This window comes from Desulfitobacterium chlororespirans DSM 11544 (genome assembly GCF_900143285.1).
Classification (GTDB): Bacteria; Bacillota; Desulfitobacteriia; order Desulfitobacteriales; family Desulfitobacteriaceae; genus Desulfitobacterium; species Desulfitobacterium chlororespirans.
In genome coordinates this window covers 19,287-41,298 of the sequence record NZ_FRDN01000017.1, presented here as the reverse complement: position 1 = coordinate 41,298, position 22,012 = coordinate 19,287, and the positions used below count along the sequence as shown (strand labels likewise).

Annotated in this window: 33 protein-coding genes; all 33 read right to left on the bottom strand. The window is 41.3% G+C overall.

From position 1 onward, the window contains the following. Window positions 1-10: 10 nt before the first annotated feature. Window positions 11-1,120 carry an AAA family ATPase gene (locus BUA14_RS23310; protein ID WP_072774772.1) on the bottom strand — a complete coding sequence of 370 codons (1,110 nt, stop codon included), beginning with the start codon at window positions 1,118-1,120 and terminating at the stop codon, window positions 11-13. A 62-nt stretch (window positions 1,121-1,182) separates the two neighbouring features. After that, window positions 1,183-1,437 carry a hypothetical protein gene (locus BUA14_RS23305; RefSeq protein ID WP_072774771.1) on the bottom strand — a complete coding sequence of 85 codons (255 nt, stop codon included), beginning with the start codon at window positions 1,435-1,437 and terminating at the stop codon, window positions 1,183-1,185. 76 nt (window positions 1,438-1,513) lie between these two features. Beyond that, window positions 1,514-2,536 (bottom strand): RRXRR domain-containing protein, encoded by a 1,023-nt coding sequence (locus tag BUA14_RS23300; RefSeq protein ID WP_072774770.1) that lies wholly within the window; start codon window positions 2,534-2,536, stop codon window positions 1,514-1,516. Between the two features lie 501 nt (window positions 2,537-3,037). After that, on the bottom strand, window positions 3,038-3,943 hold the full coding sequence (locus tag BUA14_RS23290) for a DUF6744 family protein (protein WP_072774769.1): 906 nt from the start codon (window positions 3,941-3,943) through the stop codon (window positions 3,038-3,040). A gap of 247 nt (window positions 3,944-4,190) precedes the next feature. After that, window positions 4,191-4,667, bottom strand: coding sequence for a ribbon-helix-helix domain-containing protein (locus BUA14_RS23285; protein WP_157384367.1), 477 nt, complete (start codon window positions 4,665-4,667; stop codon window positions 4,191-4,193). Window positions 4,668-4,802: 135 nt separating this feature from the next. Further along, window positions 4,803-5,282, bottom strand: a complete 480-nt coding sequence (locus tag BUA14_RS23280) for a DUF4258 domain-containing protein (RefSeq protein ID WP_072774768.1) — start codon at window positions 5,280-5,282, stop codon at window positions 4,803-4,805. A 609-nt stretch (window positions 5,283-5,891) separates the two neighbouring features. Next, window positions 5,892-6,455 (bottom strand): site-specific integrase, encoded by a 564-nt coding sequence (locus tag BUA14_RS23275; RefSeq protein ID WP_018213624.1) that lies wholly within the window; start codon window positions 6,453-6,455, stop codon window positions 5,892-5,894. Window positions 6,456-6,709: 254 nt separating this feature from the next. After that, a complete protein-coding gene (locus BUA14_RS23270) occupies window positions 6,710-6,895 on the bottom strand; it encodes a hypothetical protein (RefSeq protein WP_018213625.1) in 186 nt (61 codons plus the stop codon). 13 nt (window positions 6,896-6,908) lie between these two features. Then, window positions 6,909-8,843, bottom strand: coding sequence for a hypothetical protein (locus tag BUA14_RS23265; protein ID WP_072774767.1), 1,935 nt, complete (start codon window positions 8,841-8,843; stop codon window positions 6,909-6,911). 306 nt (window positions 8,844-9,149) lie between these two features. After that, complete coding sequence (locus BUA14_RS23260; RefSeq protein ID WP_018213627.1) at window positions 9,150-9,542, bottom strand: YopX family protein; 393 nt, start codon at window positions 9,540-9,542, stop codon at window positions 9,150-9,152. A 26-nt stretch (window positions 9,543-9,568) separates the two neighbouring features. Next, a complete protein-coding gene (locus BUA14_RS23255; protein WP_018213628.1) occupies window positions 9,569-9,748 on the bottom strand; it encodes a hypothetical protein in 180 nt (59 codons plus the stop codon). Between the two features lie 236 nt (window positions 9,749-9,984). Next, entirely contained in the window at window positions 9,985-10,260 is a 276-nt protein-coding gene (locus tag BUA14_RS23250) for an LPD11 domain-containing protein (RefSeq protein ID WP_018213629.1), read from the bottom strand. A gap of 211 nt (window positions 10,261-10,471) precedes the next feature. Next, on the bottom strand, window positions 10,472-10,690 hold the full coding sequence (locus BUA14_RS23245) for a DUF551 domain-containing protein (protein WP_018213630.1): 219 nt from the start codon (window positions 10,688-10,690) through the stop codon (window positions 10,472-10,474). A gap of 530 nt (window positions 10,691-11,220) precedes the next feature. Then, window positions 11,221-11,763, bottom strand: coding sequence for a hypothetical protein (locus BUA14_RS23235; protein ID WP_018213632.1), 543 nt, complete (start codon window positions 11,761-11,763; stop codon window positions 11,221-11,223). A gap of 24 nt (window positions 11,764-11,787) precedes the next feature. Continuing rightward, window positions 11,788-12,000 carry a hypothetical protein gene (locus BUA14_RS23230; RefSeq protein ID WP_018213633.1) on the bottom strand — a complete coding sequence of 71 codons (213 nt, stop codon included), beginning with the start codon at window positions 11,998-12,000 and terminating at the stop codon, window positions 11,788-11,790. Between the two features lie 47 nt (window positions 12,001-12,047). Beyond that, window positions 12,048-12,413, bottom strand: coding sequence for a DUF3849 domain-containing protein (locus BUA14_RS23225; RefSeq protein WP_018213634.1), 366 nt, complete (start codon window positions 12,411-12,413; stop codon window positions 12,048-12,050). 387 nt (window positions 12,414-12,800) lie between these two features. Next, window positions 12,801-12,986 (bottom strand): hypothetical protein, encoded by a 186-nt coding sequence (locus tag BUA14_RS23220; protein ID WP_018213635.1) that lies wholly within the window; start codon window positions 12,984-12,986, stop codon window positions 12,801-12,803. Window positions 12,987-13,040: 54 nt separating this feature from the next. Continuing rightward, the gene (locus BUA14_RS23215; protein WP_018213636.1) at window positions 13,041-13,238 is read right to left on the bottom strand and encodes a hypothetical protein; all 198 of its coding nucleotides are present in this window, start codon (window positions 13,236-13,238) and stop codon (window positions 13,041-13,043) included. Then, window positions 13,235-14,200: a hypothetical protein gene (locus BUA14_RS23210; protein ID WP_018213637.1), complete on the bottom strand. Its 966-nt coding sequence runs from the start codon at window positions 14,198-14,200 to the stop codon at window positions 13,235-13,237. The genes BUA14_RS23215 and BUA14_RS23210 overlap by 4 nt, the downstream gene beginning before the upstream one ends. A 158-nt stretch (window positions 14,201-14,358) precedes the next feature. After that, complete coding sequence (locus BUA14_RS23205; RefSeq protein ID WP_018213638.1) at window positions 14,359-14,751, bottom strand: YopX family protein; 393 nt, start codon at window positions 14,749-14,751, stop codon at window positions 14,359-14,361. Window positions 14,752-14,806: 55 nt separating this feature from the next. Continuing rightward, complete coding sequence (locus tag BUA14_RS23200; RefSeq protein ID WP_018213639.1) at window positions 14,807-15,094, bottom strand: hypothetical protein; 288 nt, start codon at window positions 15,092-15,094, stop codon at window positions 14,807-14,809. 18 nt (window positions 15,095-15,112) lie between these two features. Beyond that, a complete protein-coding gene (locus BUA14_RS23195) occupies window positions 15,113-15,619 on the bottom strand; it encodes an HAD family hydrolase (protein ID WP_018213640.1) in 507 nt (168 codons plus the stop codon). Window positions 15,620-15,653: 34 nt separating this feature from the next. Continuing rightward, entirely contained in the window at window positions 15,654-16,232 is a 579-nt protein-coding gene (locus tag BUA14_RS23190) for a phiTE_072 family protein (RefSeq protein WP_143153501.1), read from the bottom strand. A gap of 77 nt (window positions 16,233-16,309) precedes the next feature. Beyond that, window positions 16,310-16,612, bottom strand: coding sequence for a hypothetical protein (locus BUA14_RS23185; RefSeq protein WP_018213642.1), 303 nt, complete (start codon window positions 16,610-16,612; stop codon window positions 16,310-16,312). Next, entirely contained in the window at window positions 16,609-17,349 is a 741-nt protein-coding gene (locus BUA14_RS23180) for a hypothetical protein (RefSeq protein WP_018213643.1), read from the bottom strand. Before BUA14_RS23180 ends, BUA14_RS23185 begins: the two co-directional genes overlap by 4 nt. A 19-nt stretch (window positions 17,350-17,368) precedes the next feature. Continuing rightward, window positions 17,369-17,668 (bottom strand): hypothetical protein, encoded by a 300-nt coding sequence (locus tag BUA14_RS23175; RefSeq protein WP_018213644.1) that lies wholly within the window; start codon window positions 17,666-17,668, stop codon window positions 17,369-17,371. A gap of 17 nt (window positions 17,669-17,685) precedes the next feature. Next, entirely contained in the window at window positions 17,686-17,892 is a 207-nt protein-coding gene (locus tag BUA14_RS28175) for a hypothetical protein (protein WP_018213645.1), read from the bottom strand. 27 nt (window positions 17,893-17,919) lie between these two features. Beyond that, window positions 17,920-18,723: an N-6 DNA methylase gene (locus BUA14_RS23165; protein ID WP_020493347.1), complete on the bottom strand. Its 804-nt coding sequence runs from the start codon at window positions 18,721-18,723 to the stop codon at window positions 17,920-17,922. A gap of 167 nt (window positions 18,724-18,890) precedes the next feature. After that, a complete protein-coding gene (locus BUA14_RS23160; protein WP_018213647.1) occupies window positions 18,891-19,439 on the bottom strand; it encodes a hypothetical protein in 549 nt (182 codons plus the stop codon). 89 nt (window positions 19,440-19,528) lie between these two features. After that, window positions 19,529-19,855: a hypothetical protein gene (locus tag BUA14_RS23155; protein ID WP_018213648.1), complete on the bottom strand. Its 327-nt coding sequence runs from the start codon at window positions 19,853-19,855 to the stop codon at window positions 19,529-19,531. Between the two features lie 15 nt (window positions 19,856-19,870). Then, window positions 19,871-20,281: a hypothetical protein gene (locus BUA14_RS23150; protein ID WP_018213649.1), complete on the bottom strand. Its 411-nt coding sequence runs from the start codon at window positions 20,279-20,281 to the stop codon at window positions 19,871-19,873. Between the two features lie 28 nt (window positions 20,282-20,309). Beyond that, window positions 20,310-20,810: a stage V sporulation T C-terminal domain-containing protein gene (locus BUA14_RS23145; protein WP_018213650.1), complete on the bottom strand. Its 501-nt coding sequence runs from the start codon at window positions 20,808-20,810 to the stop codon at window positions 20,310-20,312. A gap of 733 nt (window positions 20,811-21,543) precedes the next feature. Beyond that, window positions 21,544-21,999, bottom strand: coding sequence for a hypothetical protein (locus BUA14_RS23140; protein WP_018213651.1), 456 nt, complete (start codon window positions 21,997-21,999; stop codon window positions 21,544-21,546). Window positions 22,000-22,012 lie beyond the last annotated feature (13 nt).

Here is a 22,012-nt window from a genome sequence, read left to right as displayed (position 1 = left end):
ATAAACATTTTTATCCCAATGCCGCTGTTGTAATTGCTTTTTTCGTTTCATCCAGAAGACTTAACATTTCGGTGATTTTCGGGTAATTTTGGCCATTAGGAATAGCTTCAATTCTTACCCTGATTTCCTTCATTTTTTGAGTGAATTCTAAAACAATCGCTGTGTTTGAAAGGTCGGCTACCCCCATTTCTTGATGTAACTTTGTTAACATATCGTCAAGATTAACTATCTCTCTTTCTGTTGGGTCTAGGCAGAGATCCGTAACAACCGTTCTTACAATATCTCTTTCATTGCTTTCCGGGGAAACCCAGAGTGAATGAACAAGGATACTCATATCTTTCCTTAATACAGTGTCCCGTCCATCCAATGTTGCGACCGCTTTAAGCAATGACAATGTTTGCCGGAATCTCCGATCCGAGGGGTGTATACCTTCTATTTTTAGAGCATCTCGAATATCCCGAATACCCTCAAGAACATCCTGCGGAACCGTGACCATCATTTCGCTGTAGTTTTGTATTTGTTCCAATTCTTGAAGCGTGATGGTCGGCCTTTGAGCTGGGCAGGAGCCTTGTAACATTGCTACAAAGTTCCTTCCGTCCTGGATGTAAGGTATCTCATAACGAAGAATAAAGCGGTCAAACAGAGCCTCAAGGCCCTCATCCGTCTCCGGCCACTCGTTGCTGCACCCAATGATGGAAAAGAGAGGAGACTGGATAATGCCGCCGTTGTTGTAAAACACTCTCTCGTTGGCAAGCGTTAAGAGGGCATTAAGGATGGCGGAATTCCCCTTGAAAATCTCGTCCACGAAGCCGATGTGAGCCTCAGGCAGCTTATTTGTTGTGTTCCTTTTAAAAGTGTCCTGCTCTAATGCCTTAAGTGATACAGGACCAAATAACTCTTCCGGGGTGCTAAAGCGGGTCAGAAGCCATTGGAAGTAGTTAGCACCTGTAATACTCTTGGCAAGGTCAGCAACGATAGCCGACTTTGCCGTTCCGGGTTCACCTACAAGTAAAACGTGTTGCCTTGCGATAAATGCGGTCAACAGACCTTCGATGATATCATTTCTCTCTAGGTAAATTGCTTTAAGGTAACTCCGGATCTCATTGATTTTCTGCAGCATTATAAAAATCCTCCCTTTTTTGTTTCCCAAAATACTTAACTAAACAGTTTCCTTCTTTTTTCTCAGGTTAATTTAACTTCTTCCGCCATGACGAAAATGCCATTTTCGTATCCTTGATAGCTGGCAAGCTCATTCAGTAGGATTCTTGGTACATGTAAGCTGCTTGCCTGCTTTTGAAGGATGTCATTAGCAATTTCTTCAACCATCGGAATAACAATACAGCTTTCGGCTGTGTCATACTCTCGTATCGAATCGCTGGGTTTGCTAATCATGGTCTGCATGTGGTAAGTGATGCAGACTCTTTTTAACGCTTTCATGTTTTCATCAAACGTGGCGCAGGATACCCCCGCCTCTTAGGCGGCGGGAGGAATGCGCCTTCACTTCCTTTCTTTCTTAAACTACTTTTTTGTGAAACCAGCTCTGCACAAACACTTTACGACACTCTTCCGGCTTGGTATTCTGCGTGATTCGCCTGTTATCGTAGTCAAAACTGTGCAGACTGAGCCTCCCCTTCGTTGTCCCGCCTGTACGGTAGAGTTTACCTTTGTATTCCACTACCGTATTCTTTTTAAATCCCAGTGTAACGCTGCCCCCATAAGGCGGTCTGATACCGCCTTTTTTCGGCTCTAGCCGGTGCAATTGCCTTCGTGGATTCTCTGGCCTTCTCCAAACGCTGAAGCTGGTTACGCTTTTATCTTGAGTACCAAGTGTGGCAATGCATAAGGCAAATCCATCTACGGCTTGGGATTCAAAAACATGGGCTTTCTTTTCGCCTATCTTGGTTAGCCCGTATTCTTTTCGCACCCTGGCGGTATCCTCCGGTTCACATAAGCTCAACTCTGTTCTTGCCTCTAACCATCGGTAGAGCTTGGTTTTACCTACCATAGTCCAGGTCCAGTATTGACGGCCCTTTTGTCCTTTGAGCTTATTGCCGTCGATTTTGACATCTTCCACAACGACTTGACTGATTGGATAAATGGCCAGGAGTTGCTTGAGAAACGCTATCCGCATTTCCACCTTGGCTTTGATGCTGGGCGGCAGCCAGTTCTCCCTGTTCTTTCGGTTGTTAAACCGCGCCGGTCGCCGTCTGGTCTTGCGGAACCGTCTGGCTCGACGCATATTACGCCGCTGTTCCAGCTTCTTCTTGATTCTGTTTTCGACGATGATCATGCCGGATGTTTGCATTTGCTTTTTACTGGCTATGCAAAATCCATCGTATTTGGCTCCGGGGTCATATCCCAATACCAGAGGTTGCGTATGTTTACTGGTTGACGTAGTGAGCTGGATGTAGAAGATTCCTGCTTCCGTCCACTTCTTAACAGCCCCACCTTTTTGCAATAGCTTCCGGGCTTTGACCGGTGAGCATGGCATCAGTGGAGTGCCGTCTTGATGGACGACTGGTACTTTGTTATGCACGGTAATCGTGCCTCCTTTTCAGAGTTGAGTGTCCCTCGACAAAGCAAGCCGGGCTTAGACAGGTTAAAACCTATCATGGCATTTAGCGGTTCTGCCGAATTTCCCCAGGCTGGGACTGGCACCCAGGAGGTTCTTATAGCCCAACTCGCGTAGCCCCTCTCAGGGCTGAGTCTAGTCAACTTGTTTCCCTTGCCCCCGCCAGGGCAAGCCCCCGCTTCTTTAAGCGGGGGTTATTGACCCTTTCTTTCGCGATGCATAAAGAACGGGTTCAGGCCGTGAGCCTCCGTCTTTTCATTTTTTTGTCATTAACTGAGACTATTGGTACTCTCCATCTTTTTACTACGTTTCCTTCTTTATTAAACTGCGTGTACAGGATACTCAACTTCCCGAGACGGTTTGTTAAGACCCATTCTGTTGCACACTCTGTGCAAACAAACTCAGGAAAACCGCCTACAACAATGTGGTTAGGGGAGTTGGGACAAATCTTAAAGTTGTTATCCATCACGCCACCCCCTTATCCAACAACATACCCATCATGTCGCGTATGAGCTGAACTTTTGAATCCAATTCTCTCTTTTGCATAGAAATTATCGTTTCATAATCCCGATAGCCGGACACTACAGTTTTTGTATCGTTGATTATCTCGGCCAGCTTCCCTTTGGTAAGAGTACTCTCTCCAGCTGCAAAACGGCATTGGTTTATCACTCCATCCAAGTGATCCGATATTTTTTTCTCTATCATCTCAATAGACTCAACACTCTTAATGACCGGTATTTTAAAGCCTTCTCCTTTCGGGAAAGCTGAGCAGAATGCTACTAACCTTCCTAAATCCTCATCATGGGCAGCCGGGACAAAGTAAACGCCGCCGCTGGGCCGTACCGGTGTAGGAGATAGCGTTTTAAGAATGTTTTGCACCATCCCTCTTACCGCTTGGCCGTTGTGATTTTCTTTGAAAATAGCAAAGTATCTCTTTGCCTCATCAAAAAGGGTTGCTGCATAGCCCGTCTCATCGCCCTTGAAGTTTATGACTTCCGTTTTTTTGTCCAAGGTCAGTACGGCTTCGTCCTCATTATAGGAAAGTCTTTTCCCTTTGGAATCTACGGTTTCCTTGACAATATGACGGATAACCGTGCTCGTATCAGAATATACATCGCGAACGATAAAGTTTTCTGACACGCCATTGCTTGGATTCAACGAGCACTCAATTTCTTTCGTGGCGCGCCGAAACGCATCTACGAGTCTGATCTGGTGAGGCATGTGGCTTAATGACAAGCCCACTTGAATGAGCGTCTGTTCAAGCAAGTTTCGGTTGTAGGTGTCATCTCCAATAGAAAACCAAAAGAGGTTCCCAAGGTGCCCATTATCTTCAGCCTCATTAGTAGTTGCAACCATATTTTCTAAAACCATAAAAAAATCCTCCCTTTTTTTAATCTCACAGATTGGAACTTACCTGCACGGACTCCAGCCACACGCTGGGCAGAACGCACACCCCCCACTAGGGATAAGGCGATTCTGGCAATCCGGGCATTTCATCTTTTGGGCTTCTTCCTTGATGGTATCCAATGGCTTTCCCCCTTCCTTTTGAGTTTTGGATAACAAAAAAAGACGGGCGCATATGCAGCTCGTCTTTTTTGTCCTTACTAAAAAATAAGGATTACATTAACCGGCTCAGCTCTTCTAAACTGATTTCCTCCGGCCAGCCTTTATTTAATCTTATAAAGTGGTTAACCAATCTTACCTCAGCTTCTTCAATATCAAGCATAAGGCCGTAATTAGTTCTCACTGTCCCGCATACTGGGCATCTTTCTGCTGGGATACCAGTATAGGTAACTTTATGTTCTTCGTATCCCTCTGGCGTGTTAGCGGCAACGGATATGTTTCTAGTTTCAGAGTACCAAATAGGTTCCATTTGTACTCGCCTTTCTGCATTTTCTTTTATGTTTATGGCAGAAGCTCCTTTTTCTTCGGCTTCGGCTTCAGCAAAATAATTATCCCAAAATTCTTCTTCAGGTCCCTCTAAACAATTTAGACAAAGTGATGGCTCCGGCTGTCTCGGCTCATATTCCAAGATTGCTTGCCTGATGACTTCTGATGAACTCCGTCCTTCTCTTGTAGCTTTTACTTTCAACATAAATGCCTCTCCTTTCGTCATTCGTACTCGCACGGTCTGTTCTCTTGTTATAGCCATAATACATTCCCCTTTCGGTTTTTTCTTATGACTATATTATACGCCGTATCAGAAGATTTTTGTAGCCACAATTTGTAGCTACAAAAATCTTTTTTTGCAGAAACATATCCTTTCCGAATATATTTCTTTATTCCACAGCCACGGCTGAGAACGAGGATCATAGACTGTTGCAATCTCCCACATGGATTCTGTCATCTCCTTTTTCAATACAACATGAATAGGTCGGTATTTCTTTCTCCCCAAATAGTGAAATCCCCAAAGCAGCATCTTTTTGATGCCGTTGCCTTGGTAATACTCTACAATGTCACCATTTTTAAATACTGACCGTATTTCCGCTTCGGAAATAGCACGCTCATAGGCCCTGTCAGCAGAATGAGTTCGTTTAGGGTCCTTTTTTAAGGAATCGAATCCTTTTTCTTTAAATGCCCGTTTGAATAGCTCGAATTCTGTATGGCCAAATAGTTCTAACATCTTTTCGTTTTGGGCCTTAAAGATCAATCTCCTTTTTTCACACTCTACAGGGTTTTGGCATCGACCCTCAATTCCTAAGTCACACACCAGATTACCTCCCTTTTTAATTTGTTTCTATAAACAAAAAAGGACACGCATACCATTTTTGGCAATACGTGTCCCTTTGAATATTCTCTTTTAATGATACTCCACCATAGGAATATCTACTTGACTATCTCTTCCTCCACAATAACTTCTTTTTATACGATAAAGTCAAGGTGGTTCAAGAGCTTTGAGATTGGAGCCGTCCATCCATTCTCTTTCAGATACAGCTTCCTCCACAATGCTTATGCAGGGTGGTCCAAGCGACGAAATACTATAATTAATTTCATTATAGCATCTATGTTCGCTTTTGGGAAGGAGCGGTCATGAGATATGATTTCTTGCCTGAGGTTGTGATTTTCAGCCGACATTTCTCCTGCTTGGGTTAATTATCGTTCACGCCTTACTTATATGAATTATAGAAATTTTCTATTAATCCATCAAAAATGACACTTACAATTATCCAAGATAGAAAAACAAATAAAGTTATAATGAGCAAAATTTTCATCAGTAACCCATCCCTTCTACTCTAGATTTCATCCAAATATTTAAAAGCAATCAAGTATATTACTGAAACATTAAAAAGCGAAAGGCATCAATCAGCTAATTCAAAATTTAAAGATTCAACTTCATATATACCTCATCCGTATCATCTTGCGTAATTCCCAAATAAACTAAGGTTATCTTCTGTGAAGAATGGTTAAAGATCTTTTGCAAGGTCTCTATGGGATATCCCGCCATTCTGGCATGATATCCGAAAGTTTTTCGCAAAGTATGAGTTCCTATGCGTTCTTTTATTCCCACTTGCTGAGCTGCCTCATTCAAGATGTGATGGGCCTGCTGTCGTGTAATAGGCCCACTCCCTTTTCGGCTGGGGAATAGCGGTGTGTCTTCCGGCGGTCCGGAGGGTAGATACTCCTTGAGCGCTTTGGCTACCGTATCATTGATCGGGAAGTTTTGATTCTTCCCAGTTTTCTTTTCTCGGATCTCGATCCTGCTTTTAATTTTCCCTTTATCATCTTTAACGTCCGTTTGTTTTAAGCGAAGAAGGTCGCTGATCCGGAGTCCGGTATTGATACCAAGGACGAACAAAACGTAGTCCCGCATGTTTGTGGCCTTTAGGACTTTTTTCATACCTTCGATCTGCTTTTTATCTCGGATTGGTTGTACGAATTCCATCGGTAAGACCGCCTTTTAGTTTTTGATTATTCTAACTCTATGGGGAGAGACATCCTTCCATTAATGTACTATATAAAGGCGGCTCTTTCTATATTTTTAACAATAATTGTTTCAGGAAAACGCCATGATCCTGTCAAAAGATATTTAAGAGGCTTTTCCCCCGCTATCCATCGTCTTCCCATTGACTCGGCGGCCTGGGCTGTGACTCAAATAAATCTAGCAATGGAAGCGTTAGCTGGGTGTAGGACGGATATTTATTTCTCTTGGGCATCCTTACCATCCTCCTTTTTATGTTTCTTGCAGTCAGAGCACCTTATCTGCTTTCCTACAGACCATCCTTTTTCTCTTGCTTTTTTTATCATAAGATATTTTGGAGTTGCACCGACCGAATCCAGCGTGTTAGAGCAACTATCACATTCAATAACTGTATATATGGCCAAGTGTTTTCCCTCCCTAACGCTTGCTCACTCCATATTTTTTCAAAATTTGATTGAGGCCCCGCTTTGAATAGCCAATGGAGAATGCAAAGTTAAAATACACATTTGAATCGCCATAAAGAGATTCATATTTTTCGGATTCGCGCTCTTCAAAAGGCGTCCCAACTTCCGTTACTAAATCTGTTGCATCAAGAATCGAATTTCCATCCCCCCTATGCCCACGTTCAAGCCATCCTTTGACTACTTTAGGCACTTCACAGCCACATAACAATTCCAGTTGAGTCCAATCCTTGGGTGCAAAAGTAAAGAATATATTACTTATAGCTCCCGTATGATTACATAAATATTCATTACTATAATAACGGCCATTCTTTTTTTCTTTATTTAGTATGATTGATCTATAAACGGCAGGATATTTTTGTTCTACATAGTAAATATCTATTTTTTGACTATCACCCCAACGCCAACTTTGCCCTAGCGCTTCACCTCCTTCTTTAATACGTAGATACTCAGCGGCTACAAGCATTTCAATTTTCTCAAAGTTATTCTTTATGTTGGAGATATACCAGTCTATTACAGCCGGGGTTTTACCATAAGCTACCCAAGCATCATGTATCCTGTCGCGAATGTAGTCCGCAAGTTGTTTCCGGATTTGATAATACCCCTGCAGCCGTATTCGATCTCTTGTGCCTATGAACTCTGGAGGAATCTTTTCTGAATCTGAGGCACTATTAGTAAGCCTCAATACTGAGTTTGTTTCGTAAAGTGTCGCAGGATCGTACGAAAAACCCTGCCCCCAAAGATCAACAAGCAACTGATTTCTATTTGTAAAATGTCCCGTTTCTCTGTAATCCTTATTGGAGTTGTGATGAAATTCTTCAGCATATTCACCAGACATGATTTTCTTCAGATCAAAAGATAAATCGATTGCTTTATGCGATGCAATTAGAGCACTATTTTCCGGTAGTATTAAAGCGTTCTCTGTACCGGCCGGAATTTTATTAATATTTGATGGTAACAAGATATCGACATACTTAATAGGCAGATCTAGCGTTTCCCCAATATATTGTTTGGATAACATAATCATAGCAATAATTATGGGGAGGTATGCTTTGGGGCCTAATTCAAAGAAAGCAAGCTTATCTTCATTGATCAGATGTTTAGTCGCATACCCTTTGTAGTCATGCTCTGTGTAGTTAAAAATAAAGTCATATGGGAAAAGTTCATACTTTTTGTTTTCTGCCCACCTGTTATTCCGGGTATTCTGGTGTTGGCCGGAGTATGCCTCGTTTATTCTTTCATTGATAAATAGTAGATTGCTGTTGTTTTTTAATAGGAAACCGAAATATCCATCAGCTGTACCGCCACAATTTATGTAGACTAAATATAGACCATCTTCAGCAACTTCAAATGCCGTTAAGCATTGCGCCAAAGTTTCAAAAAGATGAATGTGCGTTGATATTTTCATTATTGGAAGAACCCTACCGCCCTTTATAAATAAATCTTTATTACACCCTTCGAGCGATTTCATAACGACATCAGTTGCTTCAAATAATTCATCTAATACCTGTTCGTCGTTTCTTTCACCAATCAACGTTTTGCCTATCACTTCATCCGACAACTTATTAATTGCTTCAATATACGTATTCTCTGCGGCGCTCACTTCCAAAGAATGAAACATGCCCCACATCTCTTTATCTTCATCAAGTGCACCTGGATTTTGCATATATCTAAGCATATTAAAAGAAGTCTTTTTTAATATAAATTTAAACATAATTTTTGCTTGGATTACGGCTAATGCGCCTGTTCTATCATAAAGTTGGATAATGCTCTTAATTCGCTCATTTACTTTATGAAGCTCATAGCTGTAATTCGCAAGATTGAAAGTGCTCTGATTAGGATCATAGTTTGTGTACTTTGCCCACTTATCCAGTATTTCTCTATATTCCAATTAGAATCCCCCCGTCCTCATTTTCACTCAAATTATCAAGAGCACGAATATTACTTAATATGATTATATCCTACATTATGTAATATTTGAAGAGGCTAAAAAATAAAAACGTTGAAGAAAAACATCCAACAGCCTTTATTCATGCGAGTTTCAGTGATTTCTCGAATCTGACACAATCATCGTTGTGTCAGATTCAATGCAGTTAAGTACATCAAACTAAACGAGCGTTAGAATAGGGACCCTACCTTACATCTGGGTAAAAAGGTAGCTGCCGTTCAATAACGACAGCTACTTAGCATTTTGATTTTAGATCACTTTTTTCAGTAAATCCATATTTTCAAAGATATTGCCAACAACTTCAAGTTCTCGATATCCGTTCATTTCGCATTTATCCCAATGCCAAAGCGGAAATGTTAATCCCTTCAATAACTCTCCCTTGTTATGAACCTTACAGCCCCATTGATGCAAATCACTCCAACAAACTTCAAGGAATCCTTGATTATCGTCAGTGCAAATATCTCCCTCGTAAATTTCCTTGCCATGCTTATCATTAAGTCCTGTGTATTGACTAAGTACGACATCAGGTACTATTGCACCGTCAGTTGCCCGACCGCTATATGGCCTTATAACAAACTGAGGAGAATGGTACCATCCGCCGTTTTGGTTATCCCATGCCCGATACTTAATTATTCTGGCCATGCCTTATTCCCCCATTCACTAGTTCTCTAAAAGCCATAAGCCTCATCAATCATTTTCAGCATCGCCTCAGCCTCTTCCCACTTTTCAAACCACTTGACGGTATTTCCCACATATAGTTCTCCATCATTTTCGCGCCCTTTCGGTGGTTTTCCATCGCACAAAAAGTATCCACCACTAAAATATCTAATAACCAATCCTTTTTCCATACCTATTATCCCCCTTTTCTTTACTCACGCACTCCGGACAAATCCATCCAAACGCTTTAGTTTTTCTCCAAGAAGCTCTTTTAGCTTCTTTCACTGCTTCACTTTGATTTGCAGAAGGATACTGTGTCCAGTTTGCGCATCCTTCTTTTCCGCACCAAAAAGTGTATTCCCTTGTGATTTTGCCTTTCATCATGTCTGTGCCTTATACAAAATTCCAATCTTCTCAATTAAAGATTTCATACCTGCGCCTCCTTCAAGACTTTTAACGCCATCATTTTTTCTTCGCACTCTAAAATCTGTTCGTAAGTCAGCCATTCAGGCTTGCTCTCTGCCGGGAAGCTATTCCAAATTGCTTTCATGTATTCGATTTGCTCTTTTTCGTTATCAGCCCACAAGTGGTTTTCATATATTTGCCCATTGCCTAAATAATACGCGCAGTCCATTCGCATTCTATCTAATAACTGATACCGGTATTTATCATCGTGATCTAAAATCCATTTTAAGTCATACATAATTTCATGCTCCTAAAATCTTATTAAGTAATAGCCGGTCTTCATCGTCCAGATACGTCCCCCACCTCTAGAAGAATAGGCGGGGGACTTCTTGTCGGAGGTTGTTAAACAGACTCAAGCGATAACAGTTCACTACCGCACATCGGATTTACCGCAGCCGAAGCATTTGTGCGGCTTTCTGATTATGCGCTTTTCCCAGCGCAGGATTTCATCACTCATCCATATCCCCTTCTTTCTTTGGTCTCTTCGGAATGCTCATCCAGTGAGTGATGTCCTGGCACTCATATCCATAGAAATCTTCAAACACTTCTCCTGTGTAATCCCCGGTAAACAAATTTCCATTTGCATCACACAGGAGTATATTTACATCCACCTCTGGTAGTCTATCTACCACAGAAATCCAAAAAGCTTCCTGCATCATCTGTTTCATAGTTTTTAACTTCTTTTCATATTTAATCTTTTGTATGCGTTTGGAAACGCCTTTTCGTATTCCGGATCTACATCAGCTGCGTACACACTGTAGATGGTGCTTATCGTTTCAACCAGTTTGTGAGTCCCGCAATCTGTTATTTTCTGAATAGGTGAAGTGCGTACTCGCGATCCGTCAGGAAACAAGCATCTGCTGTCATCGTATATCCGCCCCCGCAGTCTGTACTCCACCAATTCTGGTGCAATAAATCCGTTATTGTTCGATGTTACGCTCCAGCATTTTAATACAGCTGTATTCAAGGTATTAACTGTTTCCATGTTTATAAATCCCCCTTTTTTTATATTAGCAACATGAGAGCAGCGTTTCCGCTACTCTCATGACTTTTAAATATTTACAAATTAAATATGACAGTCCACAATTGTCAATGTCCACTCGGGATCAGCCTTATCTAAATTTCCCCAGCGCATAAATCGCGCTGTCTTTGTTCCGAGCCATAGCTCACACTTTTTTACAGAAATCCTCCTTCAACATTAACTCGACATTGCTTTCAGTGCTTTAACATACCAGACATTGTCAATGTCATTCGGAGTTATTGCTTTTAATTCGTCTTCTGTTTCAATGACACCCCACCAACTTTCTGCGCCAAAGACAATTTTATTGAGTTCAAATACAAAAATGGCGGGGTTAGCAAAATAGCCAAGATTTAATTCCTTTGTTGTTGGATTATGAGATACCGAAATACCCATCGGCAAGTCCCCAAGAAATAGACCCAGATAAGTCTTGCCTTTATGTTCTTCTCCACAGGGAGCTATTTTGACAAATTTGCCTATATTGCTTTTTTCAAGACTATATAATTCGGTGTTCTTGTTTATTTTGGAAACTTCAATCGGATACTCAATATATCTGGAGCTATATTCATTGCAGATAAAATTTTCTTTAAATTCATGAGCAGCCCGCATTGACATAGAAGCGCTTCGTATGGTCTGATATTCCTCATTGTTCTTTAAAGCCTCGCACCTTGTGAATAGTCCGTGCTTGCAAGAATTGCAATTTCTCTTGACTTCATTTGACATATAGGAATCCTCCCTTATTAATTCTTATTGAAGGACAATTTTACTGGCAAGTACCGTAACTGAACAAGCTCCCCTGCCACCCTTTCTGAACCTCTCATCGAGAAAAATAACCTGTTCAACTTCCTGATTGTCTGAGTATTTCCCCGCTATCTCCGCAGGCCGGAGAACTGGAATACAACTGCTGCCGACAAGTCTGTAATCCTTAATAAAAACTTTTTGTCCACGCTGATAAGCCATACTATATTCCTTCTTTCTCCACTCCCCCAAGAAGGGAAGGCTCTTTACTATGACCGCCTGAAGGGGTTTGTGCCCATTCCTTTTTGATCAATAATCGCTTCCACCAGTTGGTTGACATGCGCCCGATGGACAATGCTATCGCTTATTTGCCCATATCGGGAACCATCCTCTTCTGATAGGAGGGGATGGAAAAATTCAAACGCCCATTCTTTTGTGCGCCTATAAAATCTTCCATCCCATTCAGCCTTTTTGACCGTTTCAGCAAAAAACCATTTGACGGTTTCCGGATCAAGTTTTTCAAATAGTGTTTTAATAGTGTCCTTGGGTGTCCTTCCAGACTGAACATCGTCCCGGATTTGCTTCTCGATGACTCCTTTAATGTCGAGCAGATCCTTTCTTAATTCAGGTGTCACTTTAAATTCCTCCCTTTTCGTTTTTAAGCACAAAAAAAGCGCGGTAAATGAACGCGCGTTTTTGGCTTAGGCCAATTTATATATGAAAAAAGGACTCGTATACCTAATTTTGGCAATACGAATCCATATTATATTCTCTTTTTGATACCCAATAATGGAGTATCTAATCCTGCGTCCCTTCTTCCACAGTGACCTTTTATTTATGGATACGGTCAGGGTGGTTCAAGGAGTTTCTTGAGCTAGGCTGGTCGGTCTAGGCTCTTTCCAAGGCATTCCTCTTCCGCAATGCTCAATGAGCAGGGCGGTTCAGGTCAGTAATGCTTAATCATTACTATTATTATACCATCTATATTTAGCTATGGAAAGAATCATAAATAAGGAATTAAATCAACGCTCATTTGAATTATTCTTTTTTGGTGGAAGTCCCATTCTTTTTCGAAACCTTCTTATAACCGGATCATCGTCTGGATTATAATCAAATCTCCTGGTGGCTTCATCAGCAATCTCTTTGGCCGCCTTTAAGATTTCTTTCTTCGTTCGTTCGCTTTTGCTTTCAAAAGGAAAAATGGGCAAGATAATCAACCTCCTAAGTTGTATCTTGCCCATATTTATTACAAATTTAACTTTTTAAGAACTTAATTTTACGATACCCATGCGTTTACGAAATTTCTTAAGCACAGGATCGTCTTCCGGTTCATATTTGTTCTGGCGGGCGGTTTTCGTAACATAGGCCATGAGATCTGCATCCAGAACATCTACTCCGACGGTATTCACCCGGACTTTTGGATAATTCCTTTTTGTAGATTTCATTTTCATCCGTGTCATTTAGAATCGCCCCCCTGTCCATTAGCTTGTCTCTTCGATACAATTATAGCACTGTTTTTTCTCCTATACAACAGAAGGGATCTTTTGATAATGTTCCATGCCGTATCCAGCAGCAGATAATCAGCTTTGCTAAACAGCCATTCCTTGGAATCTGCTTCCAAACATAGGATACAATAGTCTGTGTTTTCAGCTTCCCATTTAAAGCGAACAACAATAACAGAATGTCTACCTTCATGGATAAGCCAGGGCGTTTCTTCATTTACTATTTCATTAATCAGAAGTTGAATATTAACTTTCAACCTATCATATTCATCCTGTTCGGGAACATCATTTACTACACCAATTACTGAAGTGTGAAGCTTTACATTGAGTGATGAAAGTAAATAGGCTTGCATTATACCAGCAATTAAAGATATGCCTCCTGCCATATTTATCTCATTTCTATTGACCAGACTCTTGATGGTATTCATAACATGAGGAGTCGATAAAGTATTCAATATATTCATTCGGGCATATTCAGCTTCACGCAAAGCTGTCAGTGCTTCATCGGCTACCTTTGCATTTTCAGCAACTGTTTTGTATTCAACTCCGCTGCTACTTACTTTTAAAGATTCAATTTTTTGGAAAGGTAATTTCAGCAGAAAGTAAGTCCCTGTGGCCAAGGCGTAGACGATACCAAACTTGAAAACAAATAGGTTGGCCGGAGTTTGAATCACATTTAACAGTCCTTGTTGATCAGCTATCTTATCATAATTGATAATTGTTGACCAATTTTGATAAGATAGATATATTAACCCTGAGATGAAACCTAATTTCCAAAGGAAACTTCTTATTTTGGGGTTGTAATAGGTAGCCAGACAATATTTTATCAGATCCACTTTATCCCTAGACCATTTAAAGCAACTTTTATATATTCTCTTAACGTTCTTGTAGATTTGAGATTCAGAGAATTTTTCAAACATAGATTTTACCCTCCTCTCTTTCTTTATCGGCTGGAGTAAGACTCCCAAAATATGTCTACTTAAGATTATACTTAGCCTTTCAGGTAGTCAACATTTCATTTATAAAGAACAAAGGCCCTATTATAAGGACCTTTGCTCTTAGTTACCTTACTTTTCGATTACTCTGGCGCCAATAAATCCATATTCTCGTAGATGTTGCCTATAATACCGCACCATGTGCGTCCGGTATATACGCCACCCGAAAAGTTGCATTGATGCCATAATTCAAAACCTTTCCCGTTTTTATCCATTAAGAAAAATGAACCAGTCAAAAACTCTATAACAAAGCGTTCTCCGTTTCTCGTTTCTACTATATCCCCCTCATAAATCTCTTTGCTATTCTTATCAAGGACTTCAGGGAATTGTCCTATTGTCTCAGGGATAACCTGATATGCAAGGTTCTCGTCATTCGCATCTATAATATGGTACGAACCCCACATTTTAGTTAAATACCCATACGCCCACTCGCCGCTGTCTAGCGTCTTACCGCGAAATTTAATCTCTCTGTCCATATCTCATTCCCCCTCAAACTCTAGATTGTCGCCTCTTCGAAGCGCAGGCCGGATTTTAACCACAATCTTTTTTTGTGTTTTCAATGACTGCAATTGCACAAATAATAGACCTTTTAAAGACCAATTCAGTCATTTCTCCGAATACTGAGTAGTCAACAATTTTATTGCTATAAGCACTGGCTAAGAATCGGGAGTTTTCCAGAACTATAAAAGAATCAGTGATTTGGGCTACATTCCCGATAGCTGTGATACCATCCCATTCAGAGATGAGTACCCGATCACCAGGCTCAATATCAACAACCTTAGCTCTTTCATTTAAAGGTTCTTTAAGTTCTATCCGCATTATAAAAAACCTCTCTTCTTACCCATAATTGGACTCTCCCTCGGGTTCGAACACTGGGATATGAAAACCTTGTGTTCCTTGGTTATGTGGCCAATCAGGTATAAGCAGCCTTATTCCAGCGATAGTCCTTCGATATCCCTCAATTTCCTGAGGACTATCTTCAATGGCACCGCCGATCCATTCTGCTGGTATTAGCTCTAAAGCTATGCTCCCCTTCAGCTGTCCGTTCGTATGAACTACAGGACCAGCTGGAAGGGAATAGGCTGTGAGCCATTCTTGAGTGACTTCCCGCATTTTCTCATCACGGGCAGTTAAGTACACGATGGAGTGGCTTTCAGACAGCTTTTTAACGAGACTCACACAAGGCCAGATCGGCTGAGCTTTCCGGAACAAATCTTCAGAATATATTTCTACTGGAGCCAGACACGGATAAACGTCCGTCTGATACCCCATTTTGCTAAGCTCACTGTTAATGTCCGCAAGCGTGTTGCAGATATCAACAAAATACACTTTTCTTTTCTTCATAATAAATGGACGTTTGTCCTAACCCCTCCCCTTTTTACATCTCATTCTTTATCCCAATCTCTTGCCTAATAATTTCTGCAAAAATAGGCAAGACTTCCTTAGCAAAGTTCTTTGCGTCCGGGGGATAATCCAACTCAACTCCAAACACATAATTTGGCTCTTCACAAATAGCACTCAATTCATGACTCTCGTATACCTTCATCTGGATCGCATGGGAAGATCCCGAATAATCATCTAAATAAGTTATAAAGTCCCATGCTTCTCCTGCTTGCTCTTTTGTGCATTCCTTATTCCTTCTTATTTGTATAATTTCACGTTTCCACTTTTTTATGGTTCTTTCATAGTCAAAATGAGTCTCCCTTGAAACTTTGCCTAGAAAGTAAGTTGGATCTTTTGCCAAATCTAAGCTGATAAAATGCTTGAAAGATTTTCTCCCGTGGTTTGGCCAGGAATAGGCATAATTACCGTAGTCAGACTGCGCATTAAACATTCCTCCGTTTTCATCAATGGTGATGACTGCCCAGCCGTACTTTCCCCAGCGTATATCATACCGCTCGGAAGTTGATTTTTTAAATGAATATTCTCTGTTGACCTGTTCTAAATCAACGAACATAGACATAAACTCCTCTCCTTTATGTTCCTTTTAACTAAATTAGCTGCACATGGCATATACTGTCTCTTCTCTTGCACTTACTCCTTTAGCCGGAACGCTATTTTCCCGGTTCCATTAAACACAGCTTCAAATTTGACTCTTTCCTCATCGTCAGGTGGCTCTGGGAGCATATCATTTACAATTCCAGTTAATTCAACGAGCATTAGTGTGCTTGCATAATCTTCTTCTGTTAAAAGATTGGCCCCGCATTTCGGGCAAGGTTTGTTTAACCACTGCCCATATTCTTCAAACCTTACTGTATCGTCTTTAAAGCCACATGTGCGGTTATCACACTTGATGCCCTGTATTTGGATCTCGACTGCATCTTTCCTTGAATTCATTTTTGTGCCTCCTTCTCTAACTCATACACCCAAACCCATGGATTTGTTTCCCAGCGAAAACCACGCTTGACGTTAAGGCTGTCCCACAGGCCAGCGAAGGCGGATCTGTGGTATTCCATACCCCTTATGTGCGGTTGTTCGTAATATTCCGGAGGTTGGTATTCGTACGGGTCACTCACCCCTTCGTTTTGCGCCTCCTCCTCTGTGATCGTCTGGAGTCGTTCCACCCGAACACCAATCACACGTAAGAACAGTCGCGCCGCCTCACGAGGCATAAAAATTGACGGTCGCCATTTCCATGGTGCCAATCCACCGCATCTTCCGTAGCAAGCGTTTTCTTCCACGGTATAATCCGCCTTATACTGGCACTCAAAATCGGAGTATTCTCCCGTGATTGCATCGTACTCGTGTGGCTGCTGCCGCCACGTTTCGCGCACCCACAGGAGGTCTCCTGGTTTGTAAGGGGCATGTTTCGCCACGAGATCTTCTATGCCGTACGGGTGGATGGAAGTTCCATCGCGCTGCTTTCCGACATGCCCTCCCAAATTGAACCGATGTCCATTTTTCAGTAAGTGCCAGTATCCATTCTCGTCTTCAATTGGCTGCTCCCGCATGACTCGACGGGTCATGCCCTTGCGACCTTCAAGAATGGCCCGCACCATTGGCGTGCTGAAAAGTATCGGTCTTTCATTTGCGCTTATACCACTCTTATCTAAAATCAAACTTTTCTGTCCCATAAATACTCCTCCATCTTTATCAAATAGCTTTCAAAGCCTTGTTGATAATCCTTCGGCTAGATTCTACAGCATGATGATGAGCTTCTGATTCAGTGAGCTTATCTTGTCGATACTGTAGAAGGTAGCCATTCTTGGGATGATGGTAGACATCAAATACCTTGGTATAGCCTTCTTGCAACAACTGCATATCATAAAAAAACTGGTACATGATGTTATTACATATCTCTTCCTGTTGTGCGTGGTCCAAGCTCTGAACCCAGTCCAGGACCTCTTTAACTCCTTTAAGCTTGCGTTCATCTAACGAAAGCAATTTAAACAATAGCGCACCTCTTCTCATCATTTTCTTGTTCTTTTTATTTTTGCATCTATCAATGAAACAACGTTGCTCCACACAAGGTCAGGCACAAAATCTTCTGGTGTTACAAAATCACCGCAAATATTTGACGTTTCCGTTGGTTTCCAGTCCTTACGGTCAACATTCAGGCAATGTATCTGCTCTGGTCTTTCCCTGTACCAGTAACAATTTTGGCAGCATCTTTCCATCTATTTGCCTCCCCGATTTTTATGGATTTAAGCGGTTTCCCGGTTTTCATTCTTTGAGATAATCAGGTTATCAAGATCTTTTAAAGCTCCGTAAAGCGGTTCGGATATACGCTTAATAACCTCAGTCCCACTTTTAGAGAATTGTTCGCTATTTCCACATTCCTGTCTCCACATCCAGCCGTCGAGCAGATATACCGGGGTGTACCAACGGGACCATTCCTTCATTTGTATAGTATCTCCGTGAATCACAACCGCAGGTATCCCATAGAGGGAAAGCTGTAGATACGTCATGAACACACATTTGAGGTCAACGTCCGTTGCCGTAACAACCATTTGCTTATGGATATTGTATTGATTCTCTGTCATGGCCTTGGCAAAACCAAGGATCATGGCACCGCTACCTGCGCAGGGTTCCGCAACAGTAATATAGCCGCGTTCCGTAATATTGAGATCCTTTTCTCCCAAAGTAATCCGGCCCATCATGTTGCAAATTTCTTGCGGCGTGAAAAACTGGCCTCTATACTTGTTGTGCAGCTCCAACTCGTGGAATACGGGACCAAGAACATCCCTCGGGACCTCAGCATGCCGCTCCAGCTCCTCCACAAGGTGATAGAGCATTTTGGAAAAAAGGTCAGGTTCATTTTTCTCGTACCGGCCGACAATCTCCATGTACTGAGCCTCGCGTTCTTCCCTGTGCGTCCAATCAATGGCGTTACTGATCGATATAGCGGACATGGCAAGAAAGTCCTCAAAGATTTGCCACGAATTATGTTTTTGTCCGAGCAATCGAATTAAGCGTATTATCTCTTTTGAATTCTGAGTTGAATTCATCAATTTTCATACACCTCCCATGTTTTTCAAAGTGAGAGTGGCCTACCTGCAGCAACGCAAATAAGCCACTCTCACTTTTTTCATAACGACCGTTTATTTCAGCTGTTTTTCTTTCCCTGTTCTTGATTATTTCCTCCAAAACCATTGCGATAGGTCATCCTTTGAGGTTAAGAGAGAATAATGCTTAATGCTATCTCATGCTCTTTTCTCTCTGCGTCCATTAACTCATTTCTTGTTCCACTCACTCTTTTCTCCCATTCTTCTATCATTTCTTCTGTAAATTCTTCTGGGTTAGATGTATGGTATATTTGATAGACTATATCGCTCAGTTCATACTCCAGCCTGGCAAGCTCCTCACTCAGATAAGCTATCCACTCAAGTAGAACTATATCTCTTTTAATTACATCAATATCTTGGACTTCTACCACGATGCCCTTTCTCAATAAATCTTCAAAACCAGGTCTCCCAGATATGTAGATCGGTTCTTCTTTGTCACGCCATCTACTGATGAGTTGGATGGTCAAATACTCATCTTCATAAACCTCATCGTACCTGTAATAAGCTTGTAGGTAATCGCCATGCCCTGGATATTTCCAGTGCCTTTTATTGTAACATCCTAAATGAGAATGTTCGTCGTAATAGGGTACTTTTATATATGCTTCTAAGCTTCCAATAGATTGATCATCTGCCTTCATTATTTTAAAGTATCTTGACATTTTGATTTCCCCTTCCGTTTCTTAAACATGCAATAAAACCAAGCGTGGCTTACCCGCAACAATTCGAGTAAGCCACACCATCTTTAAGCTTATATAGCCGCTTTATTTAATTCTTTATTATGCTCAGTAACCATATCTTCTAACTCTTCAAGGGAAATGAACTTAAAATCCACCTGTTCTATCATCCCCTGTTTTTCGAATCCCTTTTTTACAACTAATTCTCTGTCTTCAGCGGCCACTTCGTCCAAATTAGGGTGTATTGCTGGCCACAGATAGGCTTCTTTTCCCATGCTAGAGTCAGGATCGAACCCGAACACACAGCACATGTAAGGATAACTCAAATACAAATAGTGCGCTTTCCTATACTGGCCATTCCATATTGCGTAGTAAGTTTGCCTAAGACCATCTTTTTTCATATTTTTTCACCCGCCTTAAGCTGTTTTCTTGATCTTTACAGAGCCTGAACCGGACTTTTTGCTTGTGAAGCGTTTTGACGTCTTTGACGCCCCATACTTCTTGAGAATAGCTTCTGATAGGTTCAACTTTTCGATTTCCTTACTACCAAGCTTAAGGTATTCCCACGGGTTATACCCCATCATTAGGATTTCGGCTGAGAGGTCTTTAAGCTTATCTCCAGTGAAATCCCATGATGTGCTTACAGAAAAATCCCATACTTTTTCGCCTGTATCCACCGGTAGACCGGTTTTCTCAACAAACTCTTTAAGTAGATCTTTCATCGTCTTTAATGCACTTTCGTAGCGCTCAATCTCATTGGCAATTATTATTGCCGCCTGGATATTTTTAATAGATTGAACGATCGTTTGGTTTGCTTGGTTTGACATAGCAAGTCCTCCCTTTTTTTGCTGTTTCTTAAGCCTTAAGCTGTTTTGCTAAAAAATTAGCCGCTGTTTCTGCCAACTTAAGTTCCATATCCCCCATCTTTATATTAGGATCTTTGGCCATAAGAATAACGGCTCCCACACAACCTATACAATAATCGTCTACAATAATAGGCACGATTACTTCATTGCTTGTTTTAACAGGCTTGCACCCTAAAACTGCTTCTTCGATGCCTCCCCAAAGAGGTTTATTTAGGTATTCCTTTTTAGAAGCACCTGAGACAGCGATGATCACATCTTTGTCAGCGATACAAACAATATTCCCAGTGGTTTTATACAGAGAATCTGCATATTCTTTCGCAAAATCATCCAAGGCAGCGATAGATGAGTATCTCTTAAACAATACTCCCCCATCATGAATAAAAATCTCTAAAGGATCTCCCTCTTTGATGCGTAAGCTCCTTCTAATTTCCTTTGGAATAACAACCCTGCCAAGATCATCAATTCTTCTGATAATACCTGTTTCTTTCATTTTAATTCTCCTCTCATAACCAAACGTTTAGTATAGCTGGAATATATGACAATCTAAGCTACTACCCTGGTCGGCCTTATCACCCCAAAGCCTCGATTGAATATTGACGACATTGAGCAATTAGGGCAGACAGGCTTCCGAACAATAAGATTACCATGGTTATCAAAGAATAACTTACTCGCTGTGAATGTTTCACCACAGCAGGAGCATTGAATCTCCGTTCCTTTTTTCATTGTAAATTCCTCCCTTTTTTGACGCAAAAATTCTCTGCCATAAGTCAGCAGAGATCAATGCATTTCTTTTTTAGTTTTATATACAAAAAGGGACACGCATACCATTTCGTTTTTGGCAATACGTGTCCCTTTGAATATTCTCTTTTATGATATTCCATTAGATATTGGAATATCTCTTATCGGTGTCCCTTCTTCCACAGCGATTACATTTTATTTGCAGTAGCAGATCAAGGTGGTTCAAGGATTCTGAGAGAGGTCAGTAAGTTTACCTCTCCTTTTAAGACGCTTCCTCCACAATGCTTATGCAGGGTGGTTCAAGCGATGAAATACTATAATTATCTTCATTATAGCATCACCTCTCAACTTTGGGAAGAAGCAGCCCTTAAAAACAAAAAAGGCTGAGCAAATAATCTGCTCAGCTTTAACATTCCAAAGCAAGCCCCCGGCTTTAGCCATGGGGATGTTGACTCATACCCGGTTCACGATTTTTCTCTTACAGATTAGGGGGCCTGTTTCACCTCCTGCTTTTTCGGCTGCCTTTGATAGCAATATACATAAAAGTTGTAATCTCCTGAATGAGGGAAGCAGCGTACGAAGAATTGATATCGATCTGTATTCACGCAGAATCCGTAATCATCGGAGTGCCGCATGCCCGGTATCTTAGCTTCCGGGCGCCGATAGCAGTAATCCGCCATACTAAGGCGGTCTTTCAATAAGCCTTGCTTGCGCAGGTAATTGATGAAAACATCAAATTCGTCCTTGAATTCCTGTGTTATCAATTCGCATTGATGCTCCCACCACGTACTCCAAAACTCCTTGCCACCGCTACCAAAATCGCCACGCAAATGGCCTATACAACCACGCTCCCGATCTTTTTCTGGGTCGGAATAGAAAAGGACGCTTTCCTCCGGGGCAAAGGGAGTAATTGTAAATATTTCTTCTCTCACTTTTCTCACCTTACACTTTCTT